Source organism: Lentzea roselyniae (genome assembly GCF_039537795.1).
GTDB lineage: Bacteria > Actinomycetota > Actinomycetes > Mycobacteriales > Pseudonocardiaceae > Lentzea > Lentzea atacamensis.
The window spans coordinates 17939-40459 of record NZ_BAABBE010000030.1; the positions used below are offsets into that span (position 1 = coordinate 17939).

The 22521-nt window shown below is 70.4% G+C and carries 18 protein-coding genes; 13 read left to right on the forward strand and 5 right to left on the reverse strand.

The annotated features are described in order from the left end of the window. Window positions 1-64: 64 nt before the first annotated feature. From ABFX45_RS36780 to ABFX45_RS36790, 3 genes are read right to left on the reverse strand one after another with little or no spacing between them, the layout of a single operon-like run. Entirely contained in the window at window positions 65-2593 is a 2529-nt protein-coding gene (locus ABFX45_RS36780) for a transglutaminase TgpA family protein (protein WP_109633659.1), read from the reverse strand. Window position 2594: 1 nt separating this feature from the next. Next, window positions 2595-3860: a DUF58 domain-containing protein gene (locus ABFX45_RS36785; protein ID WP_112229722.1), complete on the reverse strand. Its 1266-nt coding sequence runs from the start codon at window positions 3858-3860 to the stop codon at window positions 2595-2597. A gap of 2 nt (window positions 3861-3862) precedes the next feature. Further along, complete coding sequence (locus ABFX45_RS36790) at window positions 3863-5047, reverse strand: AAA family ATPase (protein ID WP_407656871.1); 1185 nt, start codon at window positions 5045-5047, stop codon at window positions 3863-3865. A gap of 272 nt (window positions 5048-5319) precedes the next feature. On the opposite strand from ABFX45_RS36790, the gene mraZ reads away from it, so the two are divergent. The 5 genes from mraZ (at window position 5320) to ABFX45_RS36815 (ending at window position 10734) form a co-directional block, all read left to right on the forward strand. Further along, window positions 5320-5751: a division/cell wall cluster transcriptional repressor MraZ gene (mraZ, locus tag ABFX45_RS36795; RefSeq protein ID WP_109633654.1), complete on the forward strand. Its 432-nt coding sequence runs from the start codon at window positions 5320-5322 to the stop codon at window positions 5749-5751. 165 nt (window positions 5752-5916) lie between these two features. Then, window positions 5917-6870, forward strand: a complete 954-nt coding sequence (gene rsmH, locus ABFX45_RS36800) for a 16S rRNA (cytosine(1402)-N(4))-methyltransferase RsmH (protein WP_109633651.1) — start codon at window positions 5917-5919, stop codon at window positions 6868-6870. Further along, window positions 6867-7445: a cell division protein FtsL gene (ftsL, locus tag ABFX45_RS36805; protein ID WP_109633649.1), complete on the forward strand. Its 579-nt coding sequence runs from the start codon at window positions 6867-6869 to the stop codon at window positions 7443-7445. The genes rsmH and ftsL overlap by 4 nt, the downstream gene beginning before the upstream one ends. 41 nt (window positions 7446-7486) lie before the next feature. After that, window positions 7487-9355 (forward strand): peptidoglycan D,D-transpeptidase FtsI family protein, encoded by a 1869-nt coding sequence (locus tag ABFX45_RS36810; RefSeq protein ID WP_233439293.1) that lies wholly within the window; start codon window positions 7487-7489, stop codon window positions 9353-9355. A gap of 326 nt (window positions 9356-9681) precedes the next feature. Beyond that, window positions 9682-10734 carry a putative glycoside hydrolase gene (locus ABFX45_RS36815; protein ID WP_346135179.1) on the forward strand — a complete coding sequence of 351 codons (1053 nt, stop codon included), beginning with the start codon at window positions 9682-9684 and terminating at the stop codon, window positions 10732-10734. A 49-nt stretch (window positions 10735-10783) separates the two neighbouring features. Here the strand turns inward: ABFX45_RS36815 and ABFX45_RS36820 are convergent, their stop codons facing one another. After that, window positions 10784-11533: a universal stress protein gene (locus tag ABFX45_RS36820; RefSeq protein WP_346135181.1), complete on the reverse strand. Its 750-nt coding sequence runs from the start codon at window positions 11531-11533 to the stop codon at window positions 10784-10786. Between the two features lie 276 nt (window positions 11534-11809). Here ABFX45_RS36820 and ABFX45_RS36825 point away from each other — a divergent pair, with 276 nt between their 5' ends. From ABFX45_RS36825 to ABFX45_RS36860, 8 genes are all read left to right on the forward strand, one after another. Then, the gene (locus ABFX45_RS36825; protein ID WP_109635121.1) at window positions 11810-13336 is read left to right on the forward strand and encodes a UDP-N-acetylmuramoyl-L-alanyl-D-glutamate--2,6-diaminopimelate ligase; all 1527 of its coding nucleotides are present in this window, start codon (window positions 11810-11812) and stop codon (window positions 13334-13336) included. Beyond that, window positions 13333-14793 carry a UDP-N-acetylmuramoyl-tripeptide--D-alanyl-D-alanine ligase gene (locus ABFX45_RS36830; RefSeq protein WP_346135184.1) on the forward strand — a complete coding sequence of 487 codons (1461 nt, stop codon included), beginning with the start codon at window positions 13333-13335 and terminating at the stop codon, window positions 14791-14793. The genes ABFX45_RS36825 and ABFX45_RS36830 overlap by 4 nt, the downstream gene beginning before the upstream one ends. Further along, window positions 14790-15875, forward strand: coding sequence for a phospho-N-acetylmuramoyl-pentapeptide-transferase (gene mraY, locus ABFX45_RS36835; RefSeq protein ID WP_109633638.1), 1086 nt, complete (start codon window positions 14790-14792; stop codon window positions 15873-15875). The genes ABFX45_RS36830 and mraY overlap by 4 nt, the downstream gene beginning before the upstream one ends. Window positions 15876-15878: 3 nt before the next feature. Beyond that, entirely contained in the window at window positions 15879-17249 is a 1371-nt protein-coding gene (gene murD / locus ABFX45_RS36840) for a UDP-N-acetylmuramoyl-L-alanine--D-glutamate ligase (protein WP_346135186.1), read from the forward strand. A 255-nt stretch (window positions 17250-17504) separates the two neighbouring features. After that, complete coding sequence (ftsW, locus tag ABFX45_RS36845) at window positions 17505-18902, forward strand: putative lipid II flippase FtsW (RefSeq protein ID WP_109635119.1); 1398 nt, start codon at window positions 17505-17507, stop codon at window positions 18900-18902. Window positions 18903-18969: 67 nt separating this feature from the next. Next, entirely contained in the window at window positions 18970-20040 is a 1071-nt protein-coding gene (gene murG, locus ABFX45_RS36850; protein ID WP_211337246.1) for an undecaprenyldiphospho-muramoylpentapeptide beta-N-acetylglucosaminyltransferase, read from the forward strand. Continuing rightward, the gene (gene murC / locus ABFX45_RS36855; RefSeq protein ID WP_267900052.1) at window positions 20037-21419 is read left to right on the forward strand and encodes a UDP-N-acetylmuramate--L-alanine ligase; all 1383 of its coding nucleotides are present in this window, start codon (window positions 20037-20039) and stop codon (window positions 21417-21419) included. Before murG ends, murC begins: the two co-directional genes overlap by 4 nt. Beyond that, a complete protein-coding gene (locus ABFX45_RS36860; protein WP_109633634.1) occupies window positions 21416-22165 on the forward strand; it encodes a cell division protein FtsQ/DivIB in 750 nt (249 codons plus the stop codon). The genes murC and ABFX45_RS36860 overlap by 4 nt, the downstream gene beginning before the upstream one ends. A 159-nt stretch (window positions 22166-22324) precedes the next feature. Here ABFX45_RS36860 and ABFX45_RS36865 read toward each other — a convergent pair whose 3' ends face one another. Further along, window positions 22325-22447, reverse strand: coding sequence for a hypothetical protein (locus tag ABFX45_RS36865; protein ID WP_267899901.1), 123 nt, complete (start codon window positions 22445-22447; stop codon window positions 22325-22327). Window positions 22448-22521 lie beyond the last annotated feature (74 nt).

Sequence of the window (22521 nt, forward strand, 5' to 3'; positions counted from 1 at the left end):
GCCTTCAAGAGCCACGAGCAAAAGGCCCGCCCCCGAGAGGGAGCGGGCCTTTTGCTCGTGGTGCCTAGACCGGGACGGCTTCCCGCTCCGGCGTCTCCGCCACCGGTGCGGGCGACGGCTTGAGCACCGACTTCGGGAACAGCCGCGCCCGCCACGACAGCGGAGCGTTCTGTCGCAACGACTGTCGCACCGCGGCCAGCGCGCCGGGCAGTGCGGGGTCGGCCGCCGGGTTCGCGCTGTACCAGGAGCGTTCGATCGCGCCGATCACCAGGCGCAGGCCGTCCTTGCCCGCGTCGTCGAGGTTGTGCTCGCGCGCCAGCCGCCGGGCGGCCGTGCGGATTGTCTCGGCCGACGGCACGGGGGCGCCACGGTCGATCGACTCCGCCATTAGCTCGCTCCAGGCAGCGGTGGCCGCACCCGGACCGAGCCGGGCGACCTCGTGCAACCGGTTGCGCCGGCGCAGCGCACGGATCGCCGCAGGGGTGGTCGCGGCGAGCAGCAGCAGTACGACCGTCATGAGGATGTACGACAGCCACGCCACCGCCAGCAGCAGCACAACCGCCCACAGCACCATCGAGAGCGGGCCAACCACCCTCCGCAGCACGGCCATCGGTCCGGTGCGTTTCGGTCCTGGTGCCTCGCGCGGGCCGGAGGAGTCGGGACGCTGCTCTCCCGGCGTCACGTTGCTCCCGACCTTGAACATGCGCAGCAGCTGGACGACCACCGCGAGCACGATGGCGGCGACCAGCGCGTACGGGATCCAGTCCTTCGAGGTGTCCTCCGGCGCGGCCAGGGACGGGTTGCCGGCGTCGTCCTCGCCGTCGGCCGGGGCGGACGGCTGGGCCGACCCGCTGGCGGACGGTGCCGCGGTCTCGGTCTTCGTCTCGGCGGTCGGCTGCTCGTCGGCTCCCGGCGAGGTCTCCCGCAGGTACGGCGGCACGACGCCGCGGCCGTCGTTGACCGGGGTCGGGTCGAAGGTCATCCAGCCGTGGTTCGGGAAGAAGATCTCGACCCACGCGTGCGCGTCGTCCGTGCTGATCACGCGGTGAGAGTTGTCCGCGGACGCGACACCGGCGGTGAAGCCGATCGCGACCCGGGACGGCAGGCCCACCACGCGGGCCATCACGGCCATCGCGGAGGCGTACTGCTCGCAGTAGCCGACCTTGCTGCGGGTCACGAAGTCGGTCAGCGCGTCCCTCGTGACGTCGCCCTGGGTCTTGAGGTCGTACTTGAAACCGCTGGTCGGGCTGTTGAAGAACGCTGACAGCGCGGCGGCCTTGTCGAAGTTGTTGGTGGCGCCCTCGACGACCTTGTTCGCGAGGTCGATCACCGGCTGTTCGACGCCCTCGAACTTGTAGTACTCGGCGTCGACCACGTTCTTCGAGTCCGGTGTCAGGCGCAGCGCCTGCTTCGTGGGGGTCGAGAGCACCGTGTCGATCACGTACGGTTCCGGCTCCCGCTCCCGCTGACTGAAGATCACGCCCTTCTTCACGTCGAAGCGGTAGTCGTCGTCCGGGGTGTCGATGCGGCGGACCGCGCCGTAGGTCGGCAGCCAGAAGCTCCGCCAGTCGCGCGGCTCGATGTCGATCCGCGTCGTCTTGCCCTCGCCGCGGTCACCCGCCTGGGGCGGCAGCTCGCCGCGCGCGGGCTGGCCGCCGGGGTCGGTGCCGCGCTCCCAGCCCTTGTCCGGCACGTACTTCGCCAGCGTGGTCGCGCGCAGGTAGGTCTGCTCCGGCAGGCCGCGCACGTAGAACACCTCGGCGGTCTTGCCGCGGTTGAGCATGCCGCGCAACGACGTCATCTCGCTCAGCCCGATGCCGCCCTTGCCGCCGCCTCCGCTGCCGCTCATCGGCAGCCGGCCGACCGTGCCGACGATCGTGAAGCCCGCGCCGACGATCAACGCGATCACCATCGCGATGCTCGCCACCGTGGTCGCCGAACCACCCGATCCGCTCGCCGAACCGGACCCGAGCCTGCCCCGCCACGCCTCGTGCCGGTGCTGGCCGTCGACCGCGAGCAGCATCGCGAACGCCGCGGCGCCCAGGATGAACGTCCAGAACGGCAGCATCTCGTCGGCCAGCGACGCGGGCACCGCGAACACGCACAGCAGCACCAGCCCGGACGCCGCCGGCGCCGCGGCCGCGACGGCCAGCGTGTCGACCAGCACCGCGACCAGGCCGATCGCCAGCACCACGAGCGCCTGGATCGCCGGCGTCGCGTGCACCGGCGGCACCCCGGTCTGCACCTGCGCGACGGACTCCGCGAGCACGTCGCCCAGCTCGCCCAGCGCGTCGGGGCCGGGGATGAACAGGAAGATGCCCGACCTCGTGTGCAAGGCCGTGAGCAGGCACAGCAGCACGAAGACCTGGGCGATCGCGACCAGCGGCGGGGTAAGCCTGGTCGCTCGCAGGAACGCGCCGGTCACGGTGATCGCGACGATCACCACGCCGATGCGCACCAGCCACAGGTCGCCCTCGATCACACCGGACAGCGCCGTCGACGCGCACAGCACGGCCAGCGCGGCGATCCACGGCGTGGCCGAGGTGAACCACTCGGGCTCCGTGGCCTTCGCGGGAGCGGAACGGGACCCCATCTCAGCCCACCTCCGAGCGCATGGACGGCCCCCGGTGGCTGGCCGAGGCGCACAACTCCTGCCACACCTGCTGCATCGACGCCGACGGCCGGGCGATCGCCACGCCCCAGCCCGCGCTGCCCAGCAACCGCCGCGCGTCCTCCGGATCGGGCGCGGTGGGGTCCGAGCCGCCGGCCCACGCGTTCACGTCCAGCAGCACGGCCAGGCTGCGCATGCCGCGCGGCCGGTACCTGATCAGCTCTTCCACCGATGCCGGTGACACACCGCCCAGCACCGCGATGACCTCCTGGCCCGCGCCGGGGTCGATGCCGGCGCTCAGCTCACGCCGGTGCGAGCCCTGCAGCGCCGCCAGCGAGTCCAGCACCACGTGGTCGCTGTGCCCGCCGTCGGACGACCCGCCCGCGAGCACCCGCCCGTCCTCGGAGACCAGGCGCACCTGGTGCCCGAAGTGGTGCAGGTGCAGGCAGATCGACGCCACGAACGAGATCGCCCACTCGAGCGACGCCGTCGGCCCGCTGCCGCGGTGAGCGTGCACCCGGTGGTCGAGCAGCACGGTCGTGCCGCCGCGCCACGGGCGTTCCTCGACGCGCACCATCAGCTCGTCGCGGCGGGCCGTGGACCTCCAGTGGACCTTCCGCAGGTCGTCGCCGTGGCGGTACGGGCGCACCACCGCGTCGTCCTCGCCCTGACCGGCCCGCAGCCGCACCGAGCCGTCATCGCCCGCGCCCATGCCGGACCCGCCGGGCAGACCAGACAGCCGCACGACCCGCGGCACCACCACCAGGCGCGACCGCCCGGCCAGCTCGCGGTCGAACTCCGCGAGGCCGAACGGGTCGGTGATCCGCGCCATCAGCGGGCCGACCTGCTGGATGCCGCGCATGACCGGCTTGAGCGGGTAGCGCAACGTCGTGGGCGTGTTGCGCGGCAACCGCTCCACCAGGAACCGCGGCCGCGCGCCCAGCGCGTACGGCACGGTGTCCTCCAGCATCAGCCCGCCCGTCGGCAACCGGCCGGTGCTGCGCAGGTCGAGCTTCACCTCCGACGCCGCCCCGACCGGCACGCGGCTCGGCGCGAGGAACCGGGCGGCGTGCAGCCCGACCCTGGCCCTCGTCGCGAGCCACGCGGCCAGCAGGGGCAGCGCGATCACGAAGGCGGCGACCCTCAGCAGGTCGCGTTCGTTCAGCACCGCGGCGCACACTCCGGCGGCGAACCCCGCGGCCAGCAAGCATCGTCCGCGCGTGGTCAGACCGGAGAGTGCTGTTCGCATCGTTAGCGTGGCGTCCCTGCGTTGTTGTTGCTCATGCTGCGGACGAAGGCGGCATTCGGATCGAGAGCGGCCGTCGGCACCGGAACCCGTTGCAACAGCGCCCTGATCAGCTCGGCGGGCGACCGGCGGGCGGCCTGCGCCTCCGCGGTCATCACGAGCCGGTGCGCGAGCACCGGGATCGCGATCGCGTGGATGTCGTCCGGCACCACGAAGTCACGGCCGGCCAGCGCGGCTTGTGCCCGTGCGGCGCGCACGAGGTGCAACGTGGACCGCGGCGACGCGCCCAGCCGCAGCTCCGGCAGACGGCGCGTGGCCGACACCAGCTCGACGGCGTACCGGCGCACCTCCGGGGAGAGGTGCACCCGGCGCACGGCCTCGATCAGCCGCAGCACCTGGGCCGCGTCCGAGACCGGACGCAGGTCGTCGAGCGGGTTGTGGCCCGCGTGCTCGTCGACCATCGCGAGCTCGGCCGCCGGGTCCGGGTAGCCGATCGACAGTCGCGTGGTGAACCTGTCGCGCTGCGCTTCGGGCAGGGCGTAGGTGCCCTCCATCTCGATCGGGTTCTGCGTCGCGATCACCATGAACGGCGAACCCAGCGGGTACGTGTTCGCGTCGACCGTGACCTGGTGCTCCTCCATGCACTCCAGGAGCGCCGACTGCGTCTTGGGGGAGGCGCGGTTGATCTCGTCGCCGACGACGATGTTCGCGAAGATGGGTCCCGGCCGGAACTCGAAGTCGTTCTCCTGCCGGTTGTAGATGGACGAGCCGGTGATGTCGCTGGGCAACAGGTCCGGCGTGAACTGCACGCGGCTCACGGTGCAGTCGATCGAACGGGCAAGCGCTTTCGCCAGCGAGGTCTTGCCGACGCCTGGCACGTCCTCCACGAGCAGGTGCCCCTCGGCGAGCAGCGTCACCAGGGCGAGACGGACCACGTCGGGTTTGCCGACGAGTACCCGTTCGACGTTGGCGGCGATCCGCTGGACGGCGCCGTGCAACTCTCCCAGGATCTGATCGACCGGCGCGTGACTGTTCGCGCTTGGGCTTCCCGGTGTCACTAAACCTCCAGCAGCCGTGTCCGGAACACGGACGTGTGAGCGTTTCACGCAGTGTGTCAAACCACGGCTAAGTGCCCTACACCTGCGGGCTACATCGGGTTCGCTCCACCAGTTTCCACCTTCCCCCACCATCGCGTGCCAACCCCACGTTTTGGCCGAAATTTCTAGGCCGTTCGAGTGGCAAATCGGCGCTGAACCCTCACCCGCGAAGGTGGAGCCTGACCAGCTCCCCCACCGTCCCCCCACGCCTGCCCACTCGATCTACCTGCAAAAACGGGTCACGAGTTGGTGTGTAAACACCTGTTTCAGCGTTGACTGTGGTGAAAAGTGGGGTACTGTGGCGGCCGGTGGGGCAGACGGGGGCCCCGCTGCCGGTCCGTCGCCCGGCAAGGGAGGTGGATGCCGTGTTCCTCGGCACTCACTACCCGCGCCTGGACGACAAGGGTCGGCTGACACTGCCTGCGAAGTTCCGGGACGAACTGGCGGGAGGTCTCATGGTCACCAAGGGCCAGGACCACTGCCTGTACGTGTTTCCCCGGGCTGAGTTCGAGCAGATGGCGAGGAAGGTCGCCGAGGCGCCGTTCACCAACGACGCCGTACGCGCCTATCAGCGTTATCTGTTCGCGGGTACGGACGAGCAGCGTCCGGACGGTCAGGGCCGCGTTCTGATCGCACCGGAACTGCGCCGGTATGCCGGGTTGACCAAGGAGTGCGTGGTCGTCGGCGCGTTCACCAGGATGGAGATCTGGGACGCGCAGGCCTGGCAGACCTACCTCGAGGAGCACGAGGACGGCTACGCCGAGGCTCGCGAGGAGGTCATACCGGGCGTCTTCTGATGGCGGTCAGCCGAGCAACAGGCCGGATGTTCCACCGCGATTCGGGTGCCGTGAGGCCTCGGTCCGCTCGACTATCGGCCCTGGCGCACCTTCCCCGGCGCCAGGTTCGACGGGCGGGCGGGGACCTGACGTCACCCGAACGCGCATCAGGGGAGTAGAGGGACGATGGATCAGCCGCGGCACGTTCCGGTGCTGCTGGACCGCGTCCTGGAACTCTTCGCTCCAGCGCTCTCCGGCAAGCCCGCCGTCGTCGTCGACACGACGCTCGGCATGGGCGGTCACTCCGACGCGCTGTTGAGCGCGCACCCCGAACTCACGCTCATCGGGCTCGACCGCGACCCGCAGGCCATCGAGATGGCCGGAAAGCGGCTCGCCCGCCACGGTGACCGCGTTCATCTGGTCAACGTCACCTACGACCACATCGCCGAGGCCGTGCACGACCTCGGTTACTCGCGTGTGGACGGTGTGCTGATGGACCTCGGCGTGTCCTCGTTGCAGCTGGACGAGGAGGAGCGCGGGTTCGCCTACTCGAAGGACGCCCCGCTCGACATGCGGATGTCCAAGGGCACCGGGATGACGGCGGCGGACGTGCTCAACACGTACTCGCACGGCGACCTCGCGCGGATCCTCTCCACCTACGGCGAGGAGCGGTTCGCGGGCAAGATCGCCTCCGCGGTGCTCAGGGAACGCGAGAAGGAACCGTTCACCAACTCCGGACGGCTCGTCGAGCTGCTCTACGCGGTGGTGCCGGCGGCTTCCCGGCGCACGGGCGGGCATCCGGCGAAGCGCACGTTCCAGGCGCTGCGGATCGAGGTCAACGGCGAGCTGGAGTCGTTGCGGCTCGCGCTCCCGGCCGCCCTGGGTGTGCTGGGCATGGGCGGGCGGATCGTCGTCGAGTCGTACCAGTCCCTCGAGGACCGGATGGTGAAGCAGGCGTTCGCGGAGCTGGCGAAGTCCAAGACGCCGCCGGGCCTGCCCGTCGAGCTGCCCGGCCACGGGCCGGAGATCAAGCTGCTCACGAAGGGCGCGGAGCTCGCGACCGAGCAGGAGATCGAGGACAACCCGCGCGCGGCGCCGGTGCGGCTGCGGGCGGCGGAACGGATCGGAGAACCGAGATGACGGCACCCGCGAGGGTCGGCGGGCCGTCGCCCCGCAACCCCTCCAAGAAGACGCAGAAGACGGCGGAGGAGCACGACAGGGCGCGGCGGCGGACCGCCGGTGCCGAACGTGCCTACGCCCGCCGGGCCCAGCGCGCCCAGAACCTGCGGGGCGGTGCCGCCGCGCCGCAGCAGAAGCAGGTGTCGAAGGCGCCGTTCGTCGTGCTGGTGATGCTCGTGCTGGGCGCGGGCGTCGCCGGGATCATGTACTTCTCGACCCAGGCCGCCGCCGACACCTACCGCCTCCAGGAGGCGAAGGCGGAGGCGGAGAAGCTGACGTTGCGGATGGAGCAGTTGCGCCGTGAGGTGGCGCTGCTCGAGTCGCCGACGGACCTCGCGCGCCGGGCCGCCGAGATGGGCCTCGTCGAGCCGTCGAACCCGGCGCGGCTGCGGCTGAACCCGGACGGCTCGATCGAGGAGTTCGGCAAGCCGAGCGCGCCGACCAAGTCGACGCCCGCGCCGCCGCCGTCCGCCGAGCCACCCGCGGGTCAGCAGCCACCGGCCGCCGGCAACCAGACTCCTCCGGCGGGTGGCTGATGCCGGGTCCGCAGCAGAGGGGGCCGCGTCGCCCGTTGTCGGTGCGCGGCCCTCGCCCGGCGGCGCGGCTGGGCGGCAACAGCAGGCTGCGCATCGCGGTCGGCCGCATCCTGCTGATCGGCGCGCTGCTGGTCGCTGGCGTGAAGCTCGTGCAGGTGCAGGGCATCCAGGCCGCGGAGCTGGCGCAGCAGGCGCAGAAGCAGCGCACGACGCGCCTCGACATCCCCGCCGAGCGCGGCTCGATCCTCGACCGCAACGGCAACCAGCTCGCGTTCTCGGTCGAGGTGCGCGCGCTCTACATCCTTCCGCAGCGTGCCCGCAAGACGTGGGACGAGGCGCGCGCGAAGGACCCCGAGAAGTACCCGGTCTCGTACGACGACCACATGCGTGAGGTCGCGAAGTTCGTCTCGTCGACCCTCGGTCCCGAGGTCAACGGGGAGAAGACCGACGAGGAAACCGTCTACCAGCAGCTCGTGAAGGACATCAGCTACGAGGTCCTGGTCAGCGAGGCGGAGCCGGCCAAGGCGGCGCAGATCGTCGCGAAGTACCCGACGGAGATCGGCTCCGAGTACCGCTCGAAGCGCATCTACCCCAACGGCGAGGTGGCGTCGAACATCATCGGCGCCGCGAACTGGCGCCAGGAGGAGAAGCCGCCGACCACGCAGGGCATCCTCGGCCTGGAGAGCGCGCAGGACAACGTGCTGGCCGGCCGCATGGGCCGCCGCGTGGTCGACACGATGTCCGGCGACGACACCCTCGTCATCCCGAACACCGAGCGCGAGCTCGTGAAGCCGCTGCCCGGCAAGAGCCTCGAGCTGACCATCGACATCGACACGCAGTACGCCGTGCAGAAGATGGTCACCGACTACACGAAGAAGTCGGGCGCCCGCAACGGTTCCGCGGTGGTCCTCGACAGCCGCACCGGCGAGATCATCGCCATGGCCAACGACAAGACCTACGACCCGACGGACTTCGGCAAGGCCGACCCGGACCAGCTCCGCAACGCCGCGGTCGCCTCGTCGTTCGAACCGGGTTCGGTGAACAAGATCGTCACGGCTGCCGCGGCCGTCGAGTACGGCCTCTTCAAGCCGGACGACGTGCTGCAGGTGCCGGGCTCGCTGAAGGTCGCCGACCGCACGATCAAGGACGCGTGGACGCACGGCACCGTGCCCATGTCGTTCACCGGCGTCTTCGCCAAGTCCTCCAACGTCGGCACGCTCCTCGCCGCCCAGGAGGTCGGCAAGGAGCGCTACGCCGAGATGCTGCAGAAGTTCGGCCTCGGCCGCCGCACCAACTCCGGCGTCCCCGCCGAGGAGTCCGGTGTCGTGCCGCCGCTGAACCAGTGGTCCGGCTCGACCTTCGGCAACCTGCCGATCGGCCAGGGTCTGTCGATGACGCTGCTGCAGATGACCGGCATGTACCAGGCCATCGCCAACGACGGCGTCCGCATCCCGCCGCGCCTGATCCGCGCCGAGATCGGTGAAGAGGGCGCGCGCTCCGAGAAGCAGCGCCCAGAAGGCGTTCGCGTCGTTTCTCCGGAGACCGCCAAGACCGTCCGCGACATGTTCCGCCACGTCGCGCAGACCGACCCGCGCGACGCGAACCAGAACGGGACGGGCAAGCAAGCCGCGCTGCCCGGCTACCAGATCGCGGGCAAGACCGGCACGGCCCAGCAGATCGACCCGGTCTGCAAGTGCTACTCGCAGGTCGACTACTGGATCACCTTCGCCGGCATCCTGCCCGCCGACAACCCGCGCTACGTCGTCGGCATCATGCTGGACAAGCCGCACGGCACCCAGTTCAGCGGCTCGGCCGCGCCGCTGTTCCACGACATCGCCGCGTATCTGACCCAGCGCTTCCAGGTGCCGATGTCGGCCGAGCAGACGCCGTTCGTCCGGCTGCAGATGTAGCTCGTTCGAGCGGGCCGCGCATTCTTGGTGACGCTTGCTTCTTTTACAAGTGATCTGAGACGCGGCCACGCGTGCCAATGACGCACTTCATTGTTTCGCGGTGAAAATTTCCCTGCATTTGTTGCTAATGAGACGCATTTCATCACGTCTAATGCTCCGAAACCGGAGTGCAAGGCGAGATGGGGTTTGGCGTGCGTTTCTGGCGTGTTTCGATCTTGGTGGCGGCCCTGGCGGTGGCATTGGTACCCGCAGCTCAGGCCGGTGAAGAAGGCCGGACAGCGAAGTCGTACTGGCTGCAAGTGAACAGCACGCCGACGAACGACGAAATGATCAGAACCGAGGCGCCACGACGTTCGTACGTCGTGCTGAACGCCTGGGAGGCCGATCTCGCCGCGAAGTTCAAGGCGGCCAATCCCAAGATCCAGACCTTCGTCTACAAGGACCGCTCCTCGACGCGCAGCTACGCGTGCTCGAACGGCGCCGACGACACCGATCTCCCCGCCGGCGTCGGCTACTGCGCGGCCGATCCCTCGTGGTTTCTCGTCGATCCGAGCGGTCAGCGCTTCGAGTACGACGGCTACGAGGGCCATTGGCAGATGGACGTCGGCAACACCGACTACCAGAACGCCTGGGTGGACAACGTGATCGCGTCGTCGCGGGGGGCCTTCGACGGCGTGTTCATGGACAACGCGCTCTTCGCCTGCGACACCTACCACGAGGGCACCTGCCCGGCCGCGTACCCGACCGGCGAGGCGATGCGCGACGCCTACCGCTCGATGCTCGCCAACACGCGCCAGAAGTTCGTCGACGCCGACCTCAAAACGGTCGCCAACATGTCCAGCGCCCGCCTCCAGGAAGGCGCGTGGGACAGCTACGTCGAGCACCTCGACGGCGGCTTCGACGAGTGGTGGCTGACCTTCGGCGACGACGACCTGCTCTCCGAGTACCCCGAGGGCTGGAGCCGCCAGGTCGCCGAGATCGCCGCGAACGAGGCCAAGGGCAAGATCACCTGGGTGCAGCCGCACCACAGCGGCGCCGAGCAGCCGTTCCGCTACGCCTACGCGAGCTACCTGCTGGCGGCGGGCGACCACGCGGCCATCTCCGAGATCTCGCAGACCGACCGCTACGACAACGCCTCCCCGTGGCGCGCCGAGTACGACTGGGACCCAGGCACTCCGCTCGGCACGTACTTCCCGGTGGCGGCCAACGTGTACCAGCGCGACTTCACGTGCGGCACCGTGCTCGTCAACGCGAACAAGACGGGCAGCACCGCCGTCAACGTCCGTCTCTCCTCGCCGCACACCAACGAAAAGGGCTCCGCGGTCCGCTCGGTCCCGCTGCGCGGCACGAGTGGTTCGGTCCTGCGCAAGGCGTGCTAGTCCCAGCGTGGGTGCCGGCCGGTGATGCCCCAGCCGAACGAGCCTTCGGTTACGGCACCACCCGATCGTCGTGAAGGGGCTCGGGCCGGGCCACCAGCACCGGACAGGACGAGTGGTACAGCGCCGCCCGCGTGATCAGCCCGACCCCGTCGTGCTGCCCGCCCCGCCCGACCACGACCAGGTCCGAGTCCAGGGCGGCCAGCGCCTCGTGCGGGTGCCGCGACTCGACGAGGACGTCGGGCGTCAGCTCGGGCGCCGTGGTGCGCAGGAACAGGACGGCGCGGCGGACCGCGGCCTCGTCGCGCGGCACCGGCACGCCGTGCTGGGCCGGTGGGTGGACGTGGAGCAGGCGCAAAGACGCTCGGCGGGTGCGGCAGAGCTCGACCGCGCGTCGCAGCACGACCGGGTCCTCGCACCCGCCGACGGCGGCGGTGATCCAGCCGTACTCGCCACGGATCGCCGGGGGTCGTCCGCGCACCACTACGACTCCGCACCGCGCGCGGCGCAACACCGGGAGGACGAGGGAACCCAGACCCAGGCTGCGGTGCTGTTCGCCCTTGCACCCCAAGACCAAGGTCGCGCTCGAGTCCGACGCCCCCACCAGTGCGGCCACCGGGTCGTCACCGCTCGGGCGGAAGTGGGCGGTGAGCATGGGGAGACGTTCCAGCACCCGCTGGACCGTCATGTCGCCAGGGTCCGCGAGGTAGACCTGGAGGTCCGTCCTGAGCGACCAGGCGTGGCGTGCTGCCCACTCGAAAGCGTGATACGCGGTCTCGGAAGTGTCGACCCCGACTGTCACGGAACGACTGAAATCCGGTGCCCAGAAAGAGAATCTCCTGGGCTGCACCGTGGTGGTTGTTCTCATCGCCGCCTCCTGCCGTCTCCTACCTCACCGCGCCCGCATTGCTGGTCACAGGGGCCAAAGTCACAAACCGGGCAGGAATTTGTTCGGCCGGCCGGGCTCACTCCTGAAGCGCAACGGACAAGCCCACTCGAACGGCCTATCACTGCTGATCATCACCCGAACGCCAACGCGCCGCTCGGCCACTCTGTGTACGCCGGTAGCCTCTTGCCCGTGCCTGCCAAGCTCGAGGGCAAGGTCGCGACCGCCCCGCCCCGCCCCACCAGCATCCGACCTGCTTCCGTGGCTGCTCTCGCCGCGGTCGCCGACGTGCACCTGACCAGGCCAGCGCATGCCGACGTCCAGGTGACGGGGGTGACGCTGCGTGCACAGCACGTGGTCCCCGGAGACCTGTACGCCGCGCTGCCCGGTGCCCGCGTGCACGGCGCCGACTTCGCCGAGACCGCTCTCGCGAACGGTGCCGTCGCGGTGCTCACGGACGAGGCCGGTGCCGCGCGTGAGGCCCTCAAGGACGTGCCCGTGCTGATCCACCCGCGGCCCCGCGAGGTCGTGGGTCTGCTCGCCGCGCACGTCTACGGCCGGCCGTCGACGAAGGTGCGGCTGTGGGGCGTCACCGGCACGTCCGGCAAGACCACCACCACGTACATGATCGAGTCCGTGCTCAAGGCCGCCGGCCGGCAGACCGGTCTCATCGGGACGGTCGGCACCCGCATCGGCGACGAGCAGCTCGGCAGCTCGCACACCACGCCGGAGGCGCCGGACCTGCAGGCGCTGTTCGCGGTGATGGCCGAGCGCGGCGTCACCGACGTCGCCATGGAGGTGTCGAGCCACGCCCTGCACATGGGCCGCGTCGCCGCCACCGAGTTCGAGATCGGCGCCTTCACGAACCTCAGCCAGGACCACCTCGACTTCCACGCCGACATGGAGGAGTACTTCCAGGTCAAGGCGCAGCTGTTCGACGGCCGCGCGCGCAGGGAGGTCGTCTGCGTCGACGGCGAGTGGGGCCCCAGGCTGGTCAAGGACTCCACGATCACCGTCGCCACGACCAAGCCCGCCACCTGGACCGCGAGCAACGTCGAGGTGAGCCCGACCGGTGAGCAGACGTTCACCGCGCAGGGCCCCGACGGCGACATCGGGATCCACCTGCCGCTCGCGGGGAGCTTCAACATCGCGAACGCCCTGCTCGCGATCGCCTGCCTGCACGCGGAGGGCATCTCGGACGACGCCATCGCGGCAGGCCTGGCGAACGTCCAGGTGCCCGGCCGCATGCAGCGCGTCGACGAGGGCCAGGCGTTCACCGCCGTCGTCGACTACTCGCACAAGCCCGCCGCCGTCGCGCTCGCGCTCGACGCCGTGCGCGCCAAGACCGACGGCCGGGTGATCATCGTGCTCGGCTGCGGTGGCGACCGGGACAGGGCCAAGCGCCCGCTGATGGGTGAGGCCGCCGCGGCACGAGCCGACGTGTTGATCATCACCGATGACAACCCGAGGAGCGAAGACGCGTCTTCTATTCGGGCCGCCATGCTCGAAGGGGCCCTCGCCACCGAGAACCGGGGCGAGGTGCTGGAGATCGGCGACCGGAAGCTCGCGATCGAGAAGGCCGTCGAGCTGGCACATCCGGGCGATGTCGTCGTCGTGGCGGGCAAGGGACACGAGACGGGACAGGAGATCGCCGGTGTGATCCACCCGTTCTCGGACGTGGAGACGCTGACCGCCGCGATCAGAAAGGCTCACCGTTGATCGCACTCACGCTCGCCGAGATCGCGGAGATCGTCGGCGGACGGTTGCACGCAACCGATGGCTCCCCGACAGTCACGGGTTCCATCGAGTTCGACACCCGCAAGGTCACCGAGGGCGGCCTCTTCCTGGCGCTGCCCGGTGAACGCGTGGACGGCCACGACTTCGCCGCCCAGGCCATCTCCCGGGGCGCTGCCGGTGTGCTGGCCGGACGCGAGGTCGACGCCCCGGCGGTGATCGCGCCGCCGGTGGAGGCCAAGCACGCCAACGCCTACGTTCTCGCCGGCGACAAGAACGGTGAGGGCGCAGCGGTGCTCGAGGCGCTGGCCAAGCTGGCCCGCCACGTCACCGACCAGCTCAAGGACCTCACCATCATCGGCGTCACCGGCTCGGCCGGGAAGACGTCCACGAAGGACCTCATCGCGCAGGTGCTGCGGCCGGCCGGCGAGGTCATCGCTCCGCCGGAGTCGTTCAACAACGAGCTGGGCCACCCGTGGACCGCGCTCCGTTCGACCGAGGACACCCGGTTCCTCGTGCTGGAGCTGTCCGCCAGGGGCATCGGCCACATCGCGAACCTCTGCGAGATCGCCCCGCCGAAGTTCGGCGCCGTGCTCAACGTCGGCACCGCCCACCTCGGCGAGTTCGGCTCCCGCGAGGGCATCGCGCAGGGCAAGGGCGAGCTGATCGAGGCACTGCCTGAGGACGGCGTCGCGATCCTCAACGCCGACGACCCGCTGGTCGCGGGCATGGCGAGCCGCACGAAGGCCAAGGTCGTCCTGGTCGGTGAGAACCAGAAGGCGGACGTCCGCGCCGAGAACATCGAACTCGACGAGCAGGCCCGCGCGAGCTTCACGCTCAAGACCGCCCAGGGCGACGCGCAGGTCAAGCTCGCGCTGAACGGCCCCCACCAGGTGGGCAACGCGCTGGTCGCCGCCGCGATCGCCCTGGAGCTGGGCGCAACGCCGGCCGAGGTCGCCGAACGGCTCGGTGCCGCGGAACGGGTGTCCGCGCACCGCATGGTGATCACCGACCGGCCCGACGGCGTGACGGTCATCGACGACGCGTACAACGCGAACCCGGACTCCGTGCGGGCGGCGTTGAAGGCGCTCGCGACGATCTCGCGCGCCACCACGCCCGCCCGCCGCAGCTGGGCAGTGCTCGGACCGATGGCCGAACTGGGCGACGGCGCGGTGCGTGAGCACGACGAAATCGGCCGCCTCGTGGTGCGCCTGGACATCAGCAAGCTCGTCGTCATCGGTGACGCGGCCCGCGCGATGCACCAGGGTGCGCACCTGGAAGGATCTTGGGGAGAGGAATCCGTCCTGGTGCCGGACGCGGACGCGGCGATCGCGTTGCTGCGCGCGGAAATCCGGCCCGGTGACGTCGTGCTGGTCAAGGCATCCAACGCCTACCGCCTGTGGCGCATCGCCGAGGCCCTGCTGGAGGCAGGAACCAAGTGAAGAGCATCCTGATCGCGGCAGCGATCGCACTGGCAGTGTCGATCCTGCTGACGCCCTACCTGATCAAGATCTTCTCTCGCCAGGGCTTCGGCCAGGAGATCCGCGAGGACGGTCCGCAGCACCACAAGACCAAGCGCGGCACGCCGACCATGGGTGGTCTCGCCATCCTGGTCGCGATGTGGGCCGGCTACCTCGGCACGCACCTCGTGAACTCGATGTCGGCCTCGGCGTCCGGGCAGACCCCGACCGCGTCGGGCCTGCTCGTGCTGATGCTGACGACGTCGCTGGGGCTCGTCGGCTTCCTCGACGACTTCATCAAGATCCGCAAGGCGCGCAACCTCGGCCTGAACAAGACGGCCAAGCTGGTCGGCCAGTTCATCGCCACGATCACGTTCGCGATCCTCGTGCTGCAGTTCCCGAACAAGGACGGCCTGACGCCCGCGTCGGTCAACCTGTCGTTCGTCCGCGACATCACCGTGGTCTCGTTCGGCACGATCGGGTTCATCGTCTTCTGCTACGGCATGGTCGCCGCGTGGTCGAACGCGGTGAACCTGACCGACGGCCTGGACGGTCTCGCCGGTGGCTCGTCGGCGATGGTGCTCGGCACGTACGTCGTGATCTCGTTCTGGCAGTTCCGCTACAACTGCTCGAGCTACGCGGTGGCCGGCTGCTACGACGTGCGCGACCCGCTGGACCTCGCGGTGATCGCCGCGGCCGCGATGGCGGGCTGCATCGGCTTCCTCTGGTGGAACGCCGCCCCTGCCAAGATCTTCATGGGTGACACGGGTTCGCTCGCGCTCGGCGGCCTGGTCGCGGGTCTCGCGATCGCGACCCGCACCGAGCTGCTGATGATCGTCATCGGTGGTCTGTTCGTGGTCGAGGCCCTGTCGGTGGCGCTGCAGGTCGCGGTCTTCCGCACCTCACGACGGCGGCTGTTCCGCATGGCCCCGTTCCACCACCACTTCGAGCTGGCCGGCTGGGCGGAAACCACGGTCATCATCCGGTTCTGGCTGATGGCGGGTATCTGCTGCATGTTCGGTCTGGGCGTGTTCTACAGCGAGTGGCTGACAGGCGGGTTCTAGGACATGACCAAGCTGGCCGGAACGAAGGTGCTGGTCGCCGGTGCTGGAGTGACCGGCCGGTCCGCCGCCGAGGCGTTGCTCGCCGCGGGGGCGGAGGTCGTGGTGACGGACTCGTCGCCGGAACGGCTGATGGCGCTGGAGACGCTGCTGGACGGCGTCGAGCTGGTGCCCGGCCTGACGGAGCCGCCAGCGGGGACCTCGCTGGTCGTCACGTCGCCCGGCTGGCAGCCGTCGAGCCCGCTGCTCGCGGCCGCCGCGGCGGCGGGCATCGAGGTGATCGGCGAGGTCGAGCTGGCCTGGCGGATGGCCGCCGAGCTGGCCGACCCGCCGGTGTGGCTCGCGGTGACGGGCACCAACGGCAAGACCACGACGGTCGGCATGCTGGAGTCGATCCTGCACGCGGCCGGCGCGGACGCTGTGGCGTGCGGCAACGTCGGGCTGCCGGTCGTGGACGCGCTGCTGGCCGGACGCCGGGTGCTGGCCGTGGAGCTGTCGAGCTTCCAGCTGCACTGGTCGCCGTCGGTGCGGCCGCAGGCGGGCGCGCTGCTCAACCTCGCGGAGGACCACCTCGACTGGCACGGCGGCATGGAGCCGTACGCGCAGGCCAAGGCCAGGGTCCTCACCGGTGACGTCGCGATCGGCTGGCTCGACGACGACCTCGTCGTCGACCTGCTGGAGTCCTCGCCCGCCCGTGACCAGGTCGGTTTCACCCTGGACGAGCCCGAGGCGGGCCAGCTCGGGGTGCGCGGCGGCTGGCTGGTCGACCGCGCGTTCGCCGACGACGAGGCGTTGATCGAGGTCGCGAAGATCCGCCCGGCCGGTCCTCCCGGCATCGCGGACGCTCTCGCCGCCACGGCACTGGCGCGCGCGTACGGCGTTCCGTCGGAGGCCGTGCGCGAGGGCCTGGAAGCGTTCGAACCGGCCGCTCACCGCGCTGTGCTCGTCGCGGTGGACGCCGCCGACATCCACTATGTCAACGACTCGAAGGCGACGAACCCGCACGCCGCCGTGGCGTCGCTGCGGGCGTTCGAGAGCGTCGTCTGGATCGCGGGCGGCCTGCTCAAGGGCGCGTCGGTCGAGGAGATGGTGCGGACAGAAGCCCACCGGCTGCGGGGCGCCGTGCTGATCGGCGCCGACCGCGCGGTGATCGCGGACGCCCTGGCGCGGTACGCGCCGGACGTGCCGATGCGCGTGCTCGACGTCGCTGACGACGACGAGCCGATGACGGCGGTCGTCCGTGCCGCGCAGGAGTTCGCGCGGCCTGGCGACACGGTGCTGCTGGCTCCCGCGGCCGCGTCGATGGACATGTTCACCGACTACGCGCACCGCGGGCAGGCGTTCACGGACGCGGTCCGGCGGTTGACGTCGGGGTGAAGGCCGTGGCCGGTAGGGTGGTGGTGTCGTGACCGCCGGACTTCACCGCGTCTTCCGGCGCTCAGCAGGGCACCACGATGCACCCGTCTGACCGTCGAAATACGGGGCAAAGGCCGACGATCACGACACCATGCGCGACACGCCACACGAATCCCCGTTCGAGCGCTTGACACAGGAGACGATGATCTGGTGACCGTCGTCGCCGACAAGCCGAGGAGCAAGCGGAAGGTTCGTCCCGCGGGCCGCATCGCGTCGATGCGCGGAGGTCTGACCGCGTGGCTCGGCCGCCCGCTCGCCGACTTCCACCTGTTGCTCGCGATCTTCGGCATGCTCACCGTGCTGGGTCTGGTGATGGTGCTGTCGGCGTCGGCGCCGGGACAGGTCGCCTCGGGTGTGTCGGCGTACAGCGTGTTCCAGAAGCAGCTGATCTACGTCTGCATCGGCGCAGTGCTGTTCTGGCTCGTGCTGCGGTTCCCGTTGCGGCGCCTGCGGCATCTGTCGACGGCGGCGATGGGCATCGGCGTGCTGCTGCTGGCGCTGGTGCTGACGCCGCTGGGCGACGTCCGCGGTGGCGCCCGGTCCTGGTTCACCGTCGGGCCGATCTCGTTCCAGCCCATCGAGGCCGTGAAGCTCGCGCTGGCGTTGTGGGGCGCGCACGTCCTGGTCACCAAGCGGGCGTTGCTGTCGCAGTACCGGCACCTGCTGGTGCCCGTCGTGCCGGTCGCGATGCTGATCTTCGCGCTGGTCATGCTGCAGCCCGACCTCGGCGGCACGATCACGCTCGGCGTGGTGCTGATCAGCCTGCTGTGGTTCGTCGGCGCGCCGATGCGGTTGTTCGGCGTGATCGCCGGTGGCGCGGTGGCCGGTGCCGTCGTGCTCGCGATCGGCGCCGCGTACCGGTTGCAGCGCGTGTCGACGTTCCTCAACCCGGACGCCGATCCGGAGGGAGCGGGTCTGCAGGCGCGGCAGGCGATGTTCGCGCTCGCGGAGGGCGGCTGGTTCGGCAAGGGGCTCGCGCAGGGCAGCTCGCAGTGGCGGTACCTGCCCAACGTCGAGTCGGACTTCATCTTCGCCGTCATCGGCGAGGAGCTCGGGTTCATCGGGTGCGCGCTGGTGCTGGCGCTGTTCGGCGGGGTCGCGTGGGTCGGCCTGCGGGTGGCGTGGCGCAACACCGACCCGTGGATCCGGATCGTGTCCGCGACGCTGACGGTGTGGCTGGTCGCGCAGGCCGCGATCAACATCGGCTACGTCGTGCGGCTGCTGCCCGTCACCGGCATCACGCTGCCGATGATCTCCTCCGGCGGCACCTCGGTCGTGATGACCATGATCGTGTTCGGCATCCTCGCGAACTGCGCCCGGCACGAGCCCGAGGCCGTGGCGGCGCTGCGTTCGCTCGGTCCTGGCCGTGTCGGCGGCCTGCTCAAGCTGCCGGCGCCCGAGGCGTACCGGCCGCCGCCCAAGCGCAAGCCGGTCCGCCCGTCGACGCCTCCGCGCGCGCCGGGCAGGCGCACGGCGCAACTCCCGGTCATCGACGAACGTCGTATGGCTGGACGGTCCGCTCCTCCCTCGGAGTACCGTCGCCGCGAGTCGCGGCGCACCCAGGGCCGGACGGAGCAAGGCCGGTCGACCCGCGGTCGCGGGCGATACAACTGATTGTTCAGCCAAAACCAATATCCGGAGGCAAGTCTTGACCGGGCACCCTGCCCCCAGTGGTCCGTGCATCGTGGTCGCAGGTGGTGGCACCGCGGGACACATCGAGCCGGCACTGGCGCTGGCCGACGCGGTCATGCGGCTGCGGCCGGACGCACGTGTCGTCGCGCTCGGCACCGAGCGCGGCCTGGAGAACAAGATCGTGCCGGCCCGCGGCTACCCGCTGGAGCTGATCCCGCCGGTGCCGATGCCGCGCAAGCCCACGCTCGATCTGCTGAAGCTGCCGCTCAACGTGCGCGGCGCCGTGAAGCAGACCCGTGAGGTGCTGGAGCGCGTCGGCGCGGACGTCGTCGTCGGCTTCGGCGGCTACGTGGCACTGCCCGCGTACCTGGCCGCGCGTGGCCGCGTGCCGATCGTGGTGCACGAGGCGAACGCCAAGGCCGGCCTCGCGAACAAGGTCGGCGCCAAGTTCGCCGCGCACGTCGCGGCGGCTGTGCCGGACTCGGGCCTGACCGACGCCCAGATCATCGGCATCCCGCTGCGCCAGTCGATCACGACGCTGAACCGCGCGGCACTGCGCGACGAGGCCCGCCGCTTCTTCGGCCTGGACCCGGACGCGCCGACGCTGCTGGTGTTCGGTGGTTCGCAGGGTGCGCGCTCGATCAACGAGGCCGTGGCCCCCGTTGCGGCCGAGTTCGCCCGTGCGGGCATCGGCGTGCTGCACGCGCACGGCCCGAAGAACACCATTGCGGTGCAGCAGGTTCCGGGCGCACCCGCGTACGTGCCGGTGCCGTACCTGGAGCGCATGGACCTCGCGTACGCCGCCGCGGACGCCGTGCTGTGCCGCTCGGGTGCGATGACCGTCGCCGAGGTGTCGGCCGTCGGCCTGCCCGCGGTGTTCGTGCCGCTGCCTCACGGCAACGGCGAGCAGGCGTTGAACGCCGGTCCGGTCGTCTCGGCCGGTGGCGGCATCCTGGTGCCGGACGAGGAGCTGACGCCGGAGAAGGTCGTCTCGCTGGTGGTGCCGCTGGTCGCGGACCGCGCGCGCCTCGCCGCCATGTCCGCGGCGACGCTCGGCACCGGCCGTCGCGAGGCGGACGAGATCCTGGCCCGCGCCGTGCTGGAGGTGATCAAGAAGTGAGCCTCGAACGCGTTCACCTCGTCGGCATCGGTGGTGCCGGAATGAGCGGCATCGCCCGCATCCTGCTCGCGCGCGGTGCGCAGGTGTCCGGTTCGGACGCCAAGGACTCGCGGACCGTGCTGGCGCTGCGTGCCCAGGGCGCGCGGGTCGCGGTGGGACACGACTCGGCCAACCTCGACCAGCTCGTCGGTGGCCCGACCGAGGTCGTGGTGTCGACCGCGATCAAGGACTCGAACCCGGAGTACGCCGCGGCTCGCGAGCGCGGCATCACGGTGCTGCGCCGCGCCGAGGCGCTGGCCGCTCTCATGGAAGACCACCGGGTCGTGTGTGTCGCCGGCACGCACGGCAAGACGTCGACCACGTCGATGCTGACCGTCGCGCTGCAGCACTGCCGGTTGGACCCGTCGTTCGCGATCGGTGGCGACCTCAACGAGTCCGGTGCCAACGCGCATCAGGGCACCGGTGGCGTGTTCGTCGCCGAGGCGGACGAGTCCGACGGCTCGTTCCTGTTCTTCTCGCCGTCGGTCGCCGTCGTGACGAACGTCGAGGCCGACCACCTCGATCACCACGGCACCGTCGAGGCGTACACGGCGGTGTTCGACTCGTTCCTGGACCGGATCGCGCCGGGTGGTGTTCTGGTGTCCTGTGTGGACGATCCAGGTGCGGCGCGGCTGATCGCCGAGGCTCGCGCTCGCGGGATTCGGGTGCGGGAGTACGGCCGCGCCGCTTCCGACGCGCGGATCGTCGACTACAAGCCGTTCGAGTCCGGTGGCCTGGCGTCGGTCGAGATCGACGGAGTGGCCCTCGAGGTCCGCGTCGCGGTGCCGGGTGAGCACATGGCGTTGAACGCCGTTGCGGCGCTGCTGGCCGGTCTGGAGCTCGGTGCCGACCAGACCGGGTTGCTGGAGGGTCTCGCGGCCTTCGGTGGTGTGCGGCGGCGGTTCGAGTTCAAGGGCCGTGCCGGTGGCGTGTCCGTCTACGACGACTACGCGCACCACCCGACCGAGGTCGACGCCCAGCTGCGTGCGGCGCGTCCGGTCGCGGGTACCGGCAGGGTTGTCGTGGTGTTCCAGCCGCACCTGTACTCGCGTACGCGCACGTTCGCCACGGAGTTCGCCGCTGCGCTGTCGCTGGCGGACGAAGTGGTCGTGCTGGACGTGTACGGCGCCCGCGAGGAGCCGGAGCCCGGTGTGACCGGCGGGCTGATCGCGGAGCAGGTGACGGCTTCCGTGCACTACGAGCCGTCGTTCGACCGCGTGCCCGCCCTGGTGGCGTCGCTGGTCCACGAGGGCGACCTGGTGGTGACCATGGGCGCGGGTGACGTGACGATGCTCGGCCCCGAGATCGTCAGCGCGCTGTCGCAGCAAGAGCAGGCATGAGCGCCCCGGTTCGTGGCAGGTCCACGCGAGTTCGCCCCGCGAACCGGAGACCGAAGAGCGCTGAGTACCGGGCGCGGCGCAGGGTGATCCTGCGCCGCCGCCTGGTCGCGTTGCTGACGTTGCTTTCCATAGTGGGTTTGACTTACGGGGTGTTCTTCACGCCGTTGCTGGGCGTCCGCAACGTGGACGTCCACGGCGCGGTGGTGCTGACCGACGACGAGGTCCGCCGCGCCGCCGCCATCGAACCCGGCTCTCCGTTGGTGCGGCTGGACCTTCGCGGCATCCGCGAACGCGTCGCCGCCGTACCGCGCATCGCCACCATCGAGGTGGAACGCCAGCTGCCGGGCACGGTCCGGCTGCTGATCACCGAACGCGTGCCCGTCGGCTCGGTGAAGCTGCCCGACGGCTTCCACCTCGTCGACTCCACCGGCATGGACTACGCGGTCCTGCCGACGGCGGCGCCGGGCGTCCCCGAACTGGTCGTGGCCACCCCGTCGTCCACGGACCCGGCCACTCGCGCCGTGGTCGGGGTCCTGAACGAACTGCCGGAGAAGCTGCGGCCCGACGTCCTGCAGGTGTCGGCCACGTCCGGTGCCGACGTGAAGCTGACGCTGTCCGGCAACCGCGTGGTGAAGTGGGGCAGCTCCGACGACACCCCGCGCAAGGCGGCGGTGCTGATGGTGCTGCTCTCACGTCCGGGCACGACGTACGACGTGTCGTCCCCGGACCTGGCCACCGTTTCGTAGCCTTACCAACGGTCTTGCGCGCCAACGACCCTGGTGTCGGCGCGCTGTGTCACGGCCGCGGTGCCGGCGGCCGTGACGGTGCCGGGAAGCGGCGGGGACGTCGGTGCGGGGACCGGGGAAGTGGCTGGGAGCACACGAAGATCTCCTGTGGCCCGCCGGTCAGCCGTTCGGCTTCAACGCTGTCGCGACCCGCACGAACAGGCTGCCCAGCCTGCTCGTCACGAGTTCCAACACGATCGCCTCGATGACGAGCGAACGCACGGACGCGGTTGCGGGTGCCAAGAGGAGCCTCCTCGAAGTGAACGACTACCGTGCTCATCGGACTGCTTCTCGCGGCATTAGCCGTATCGGTCGTT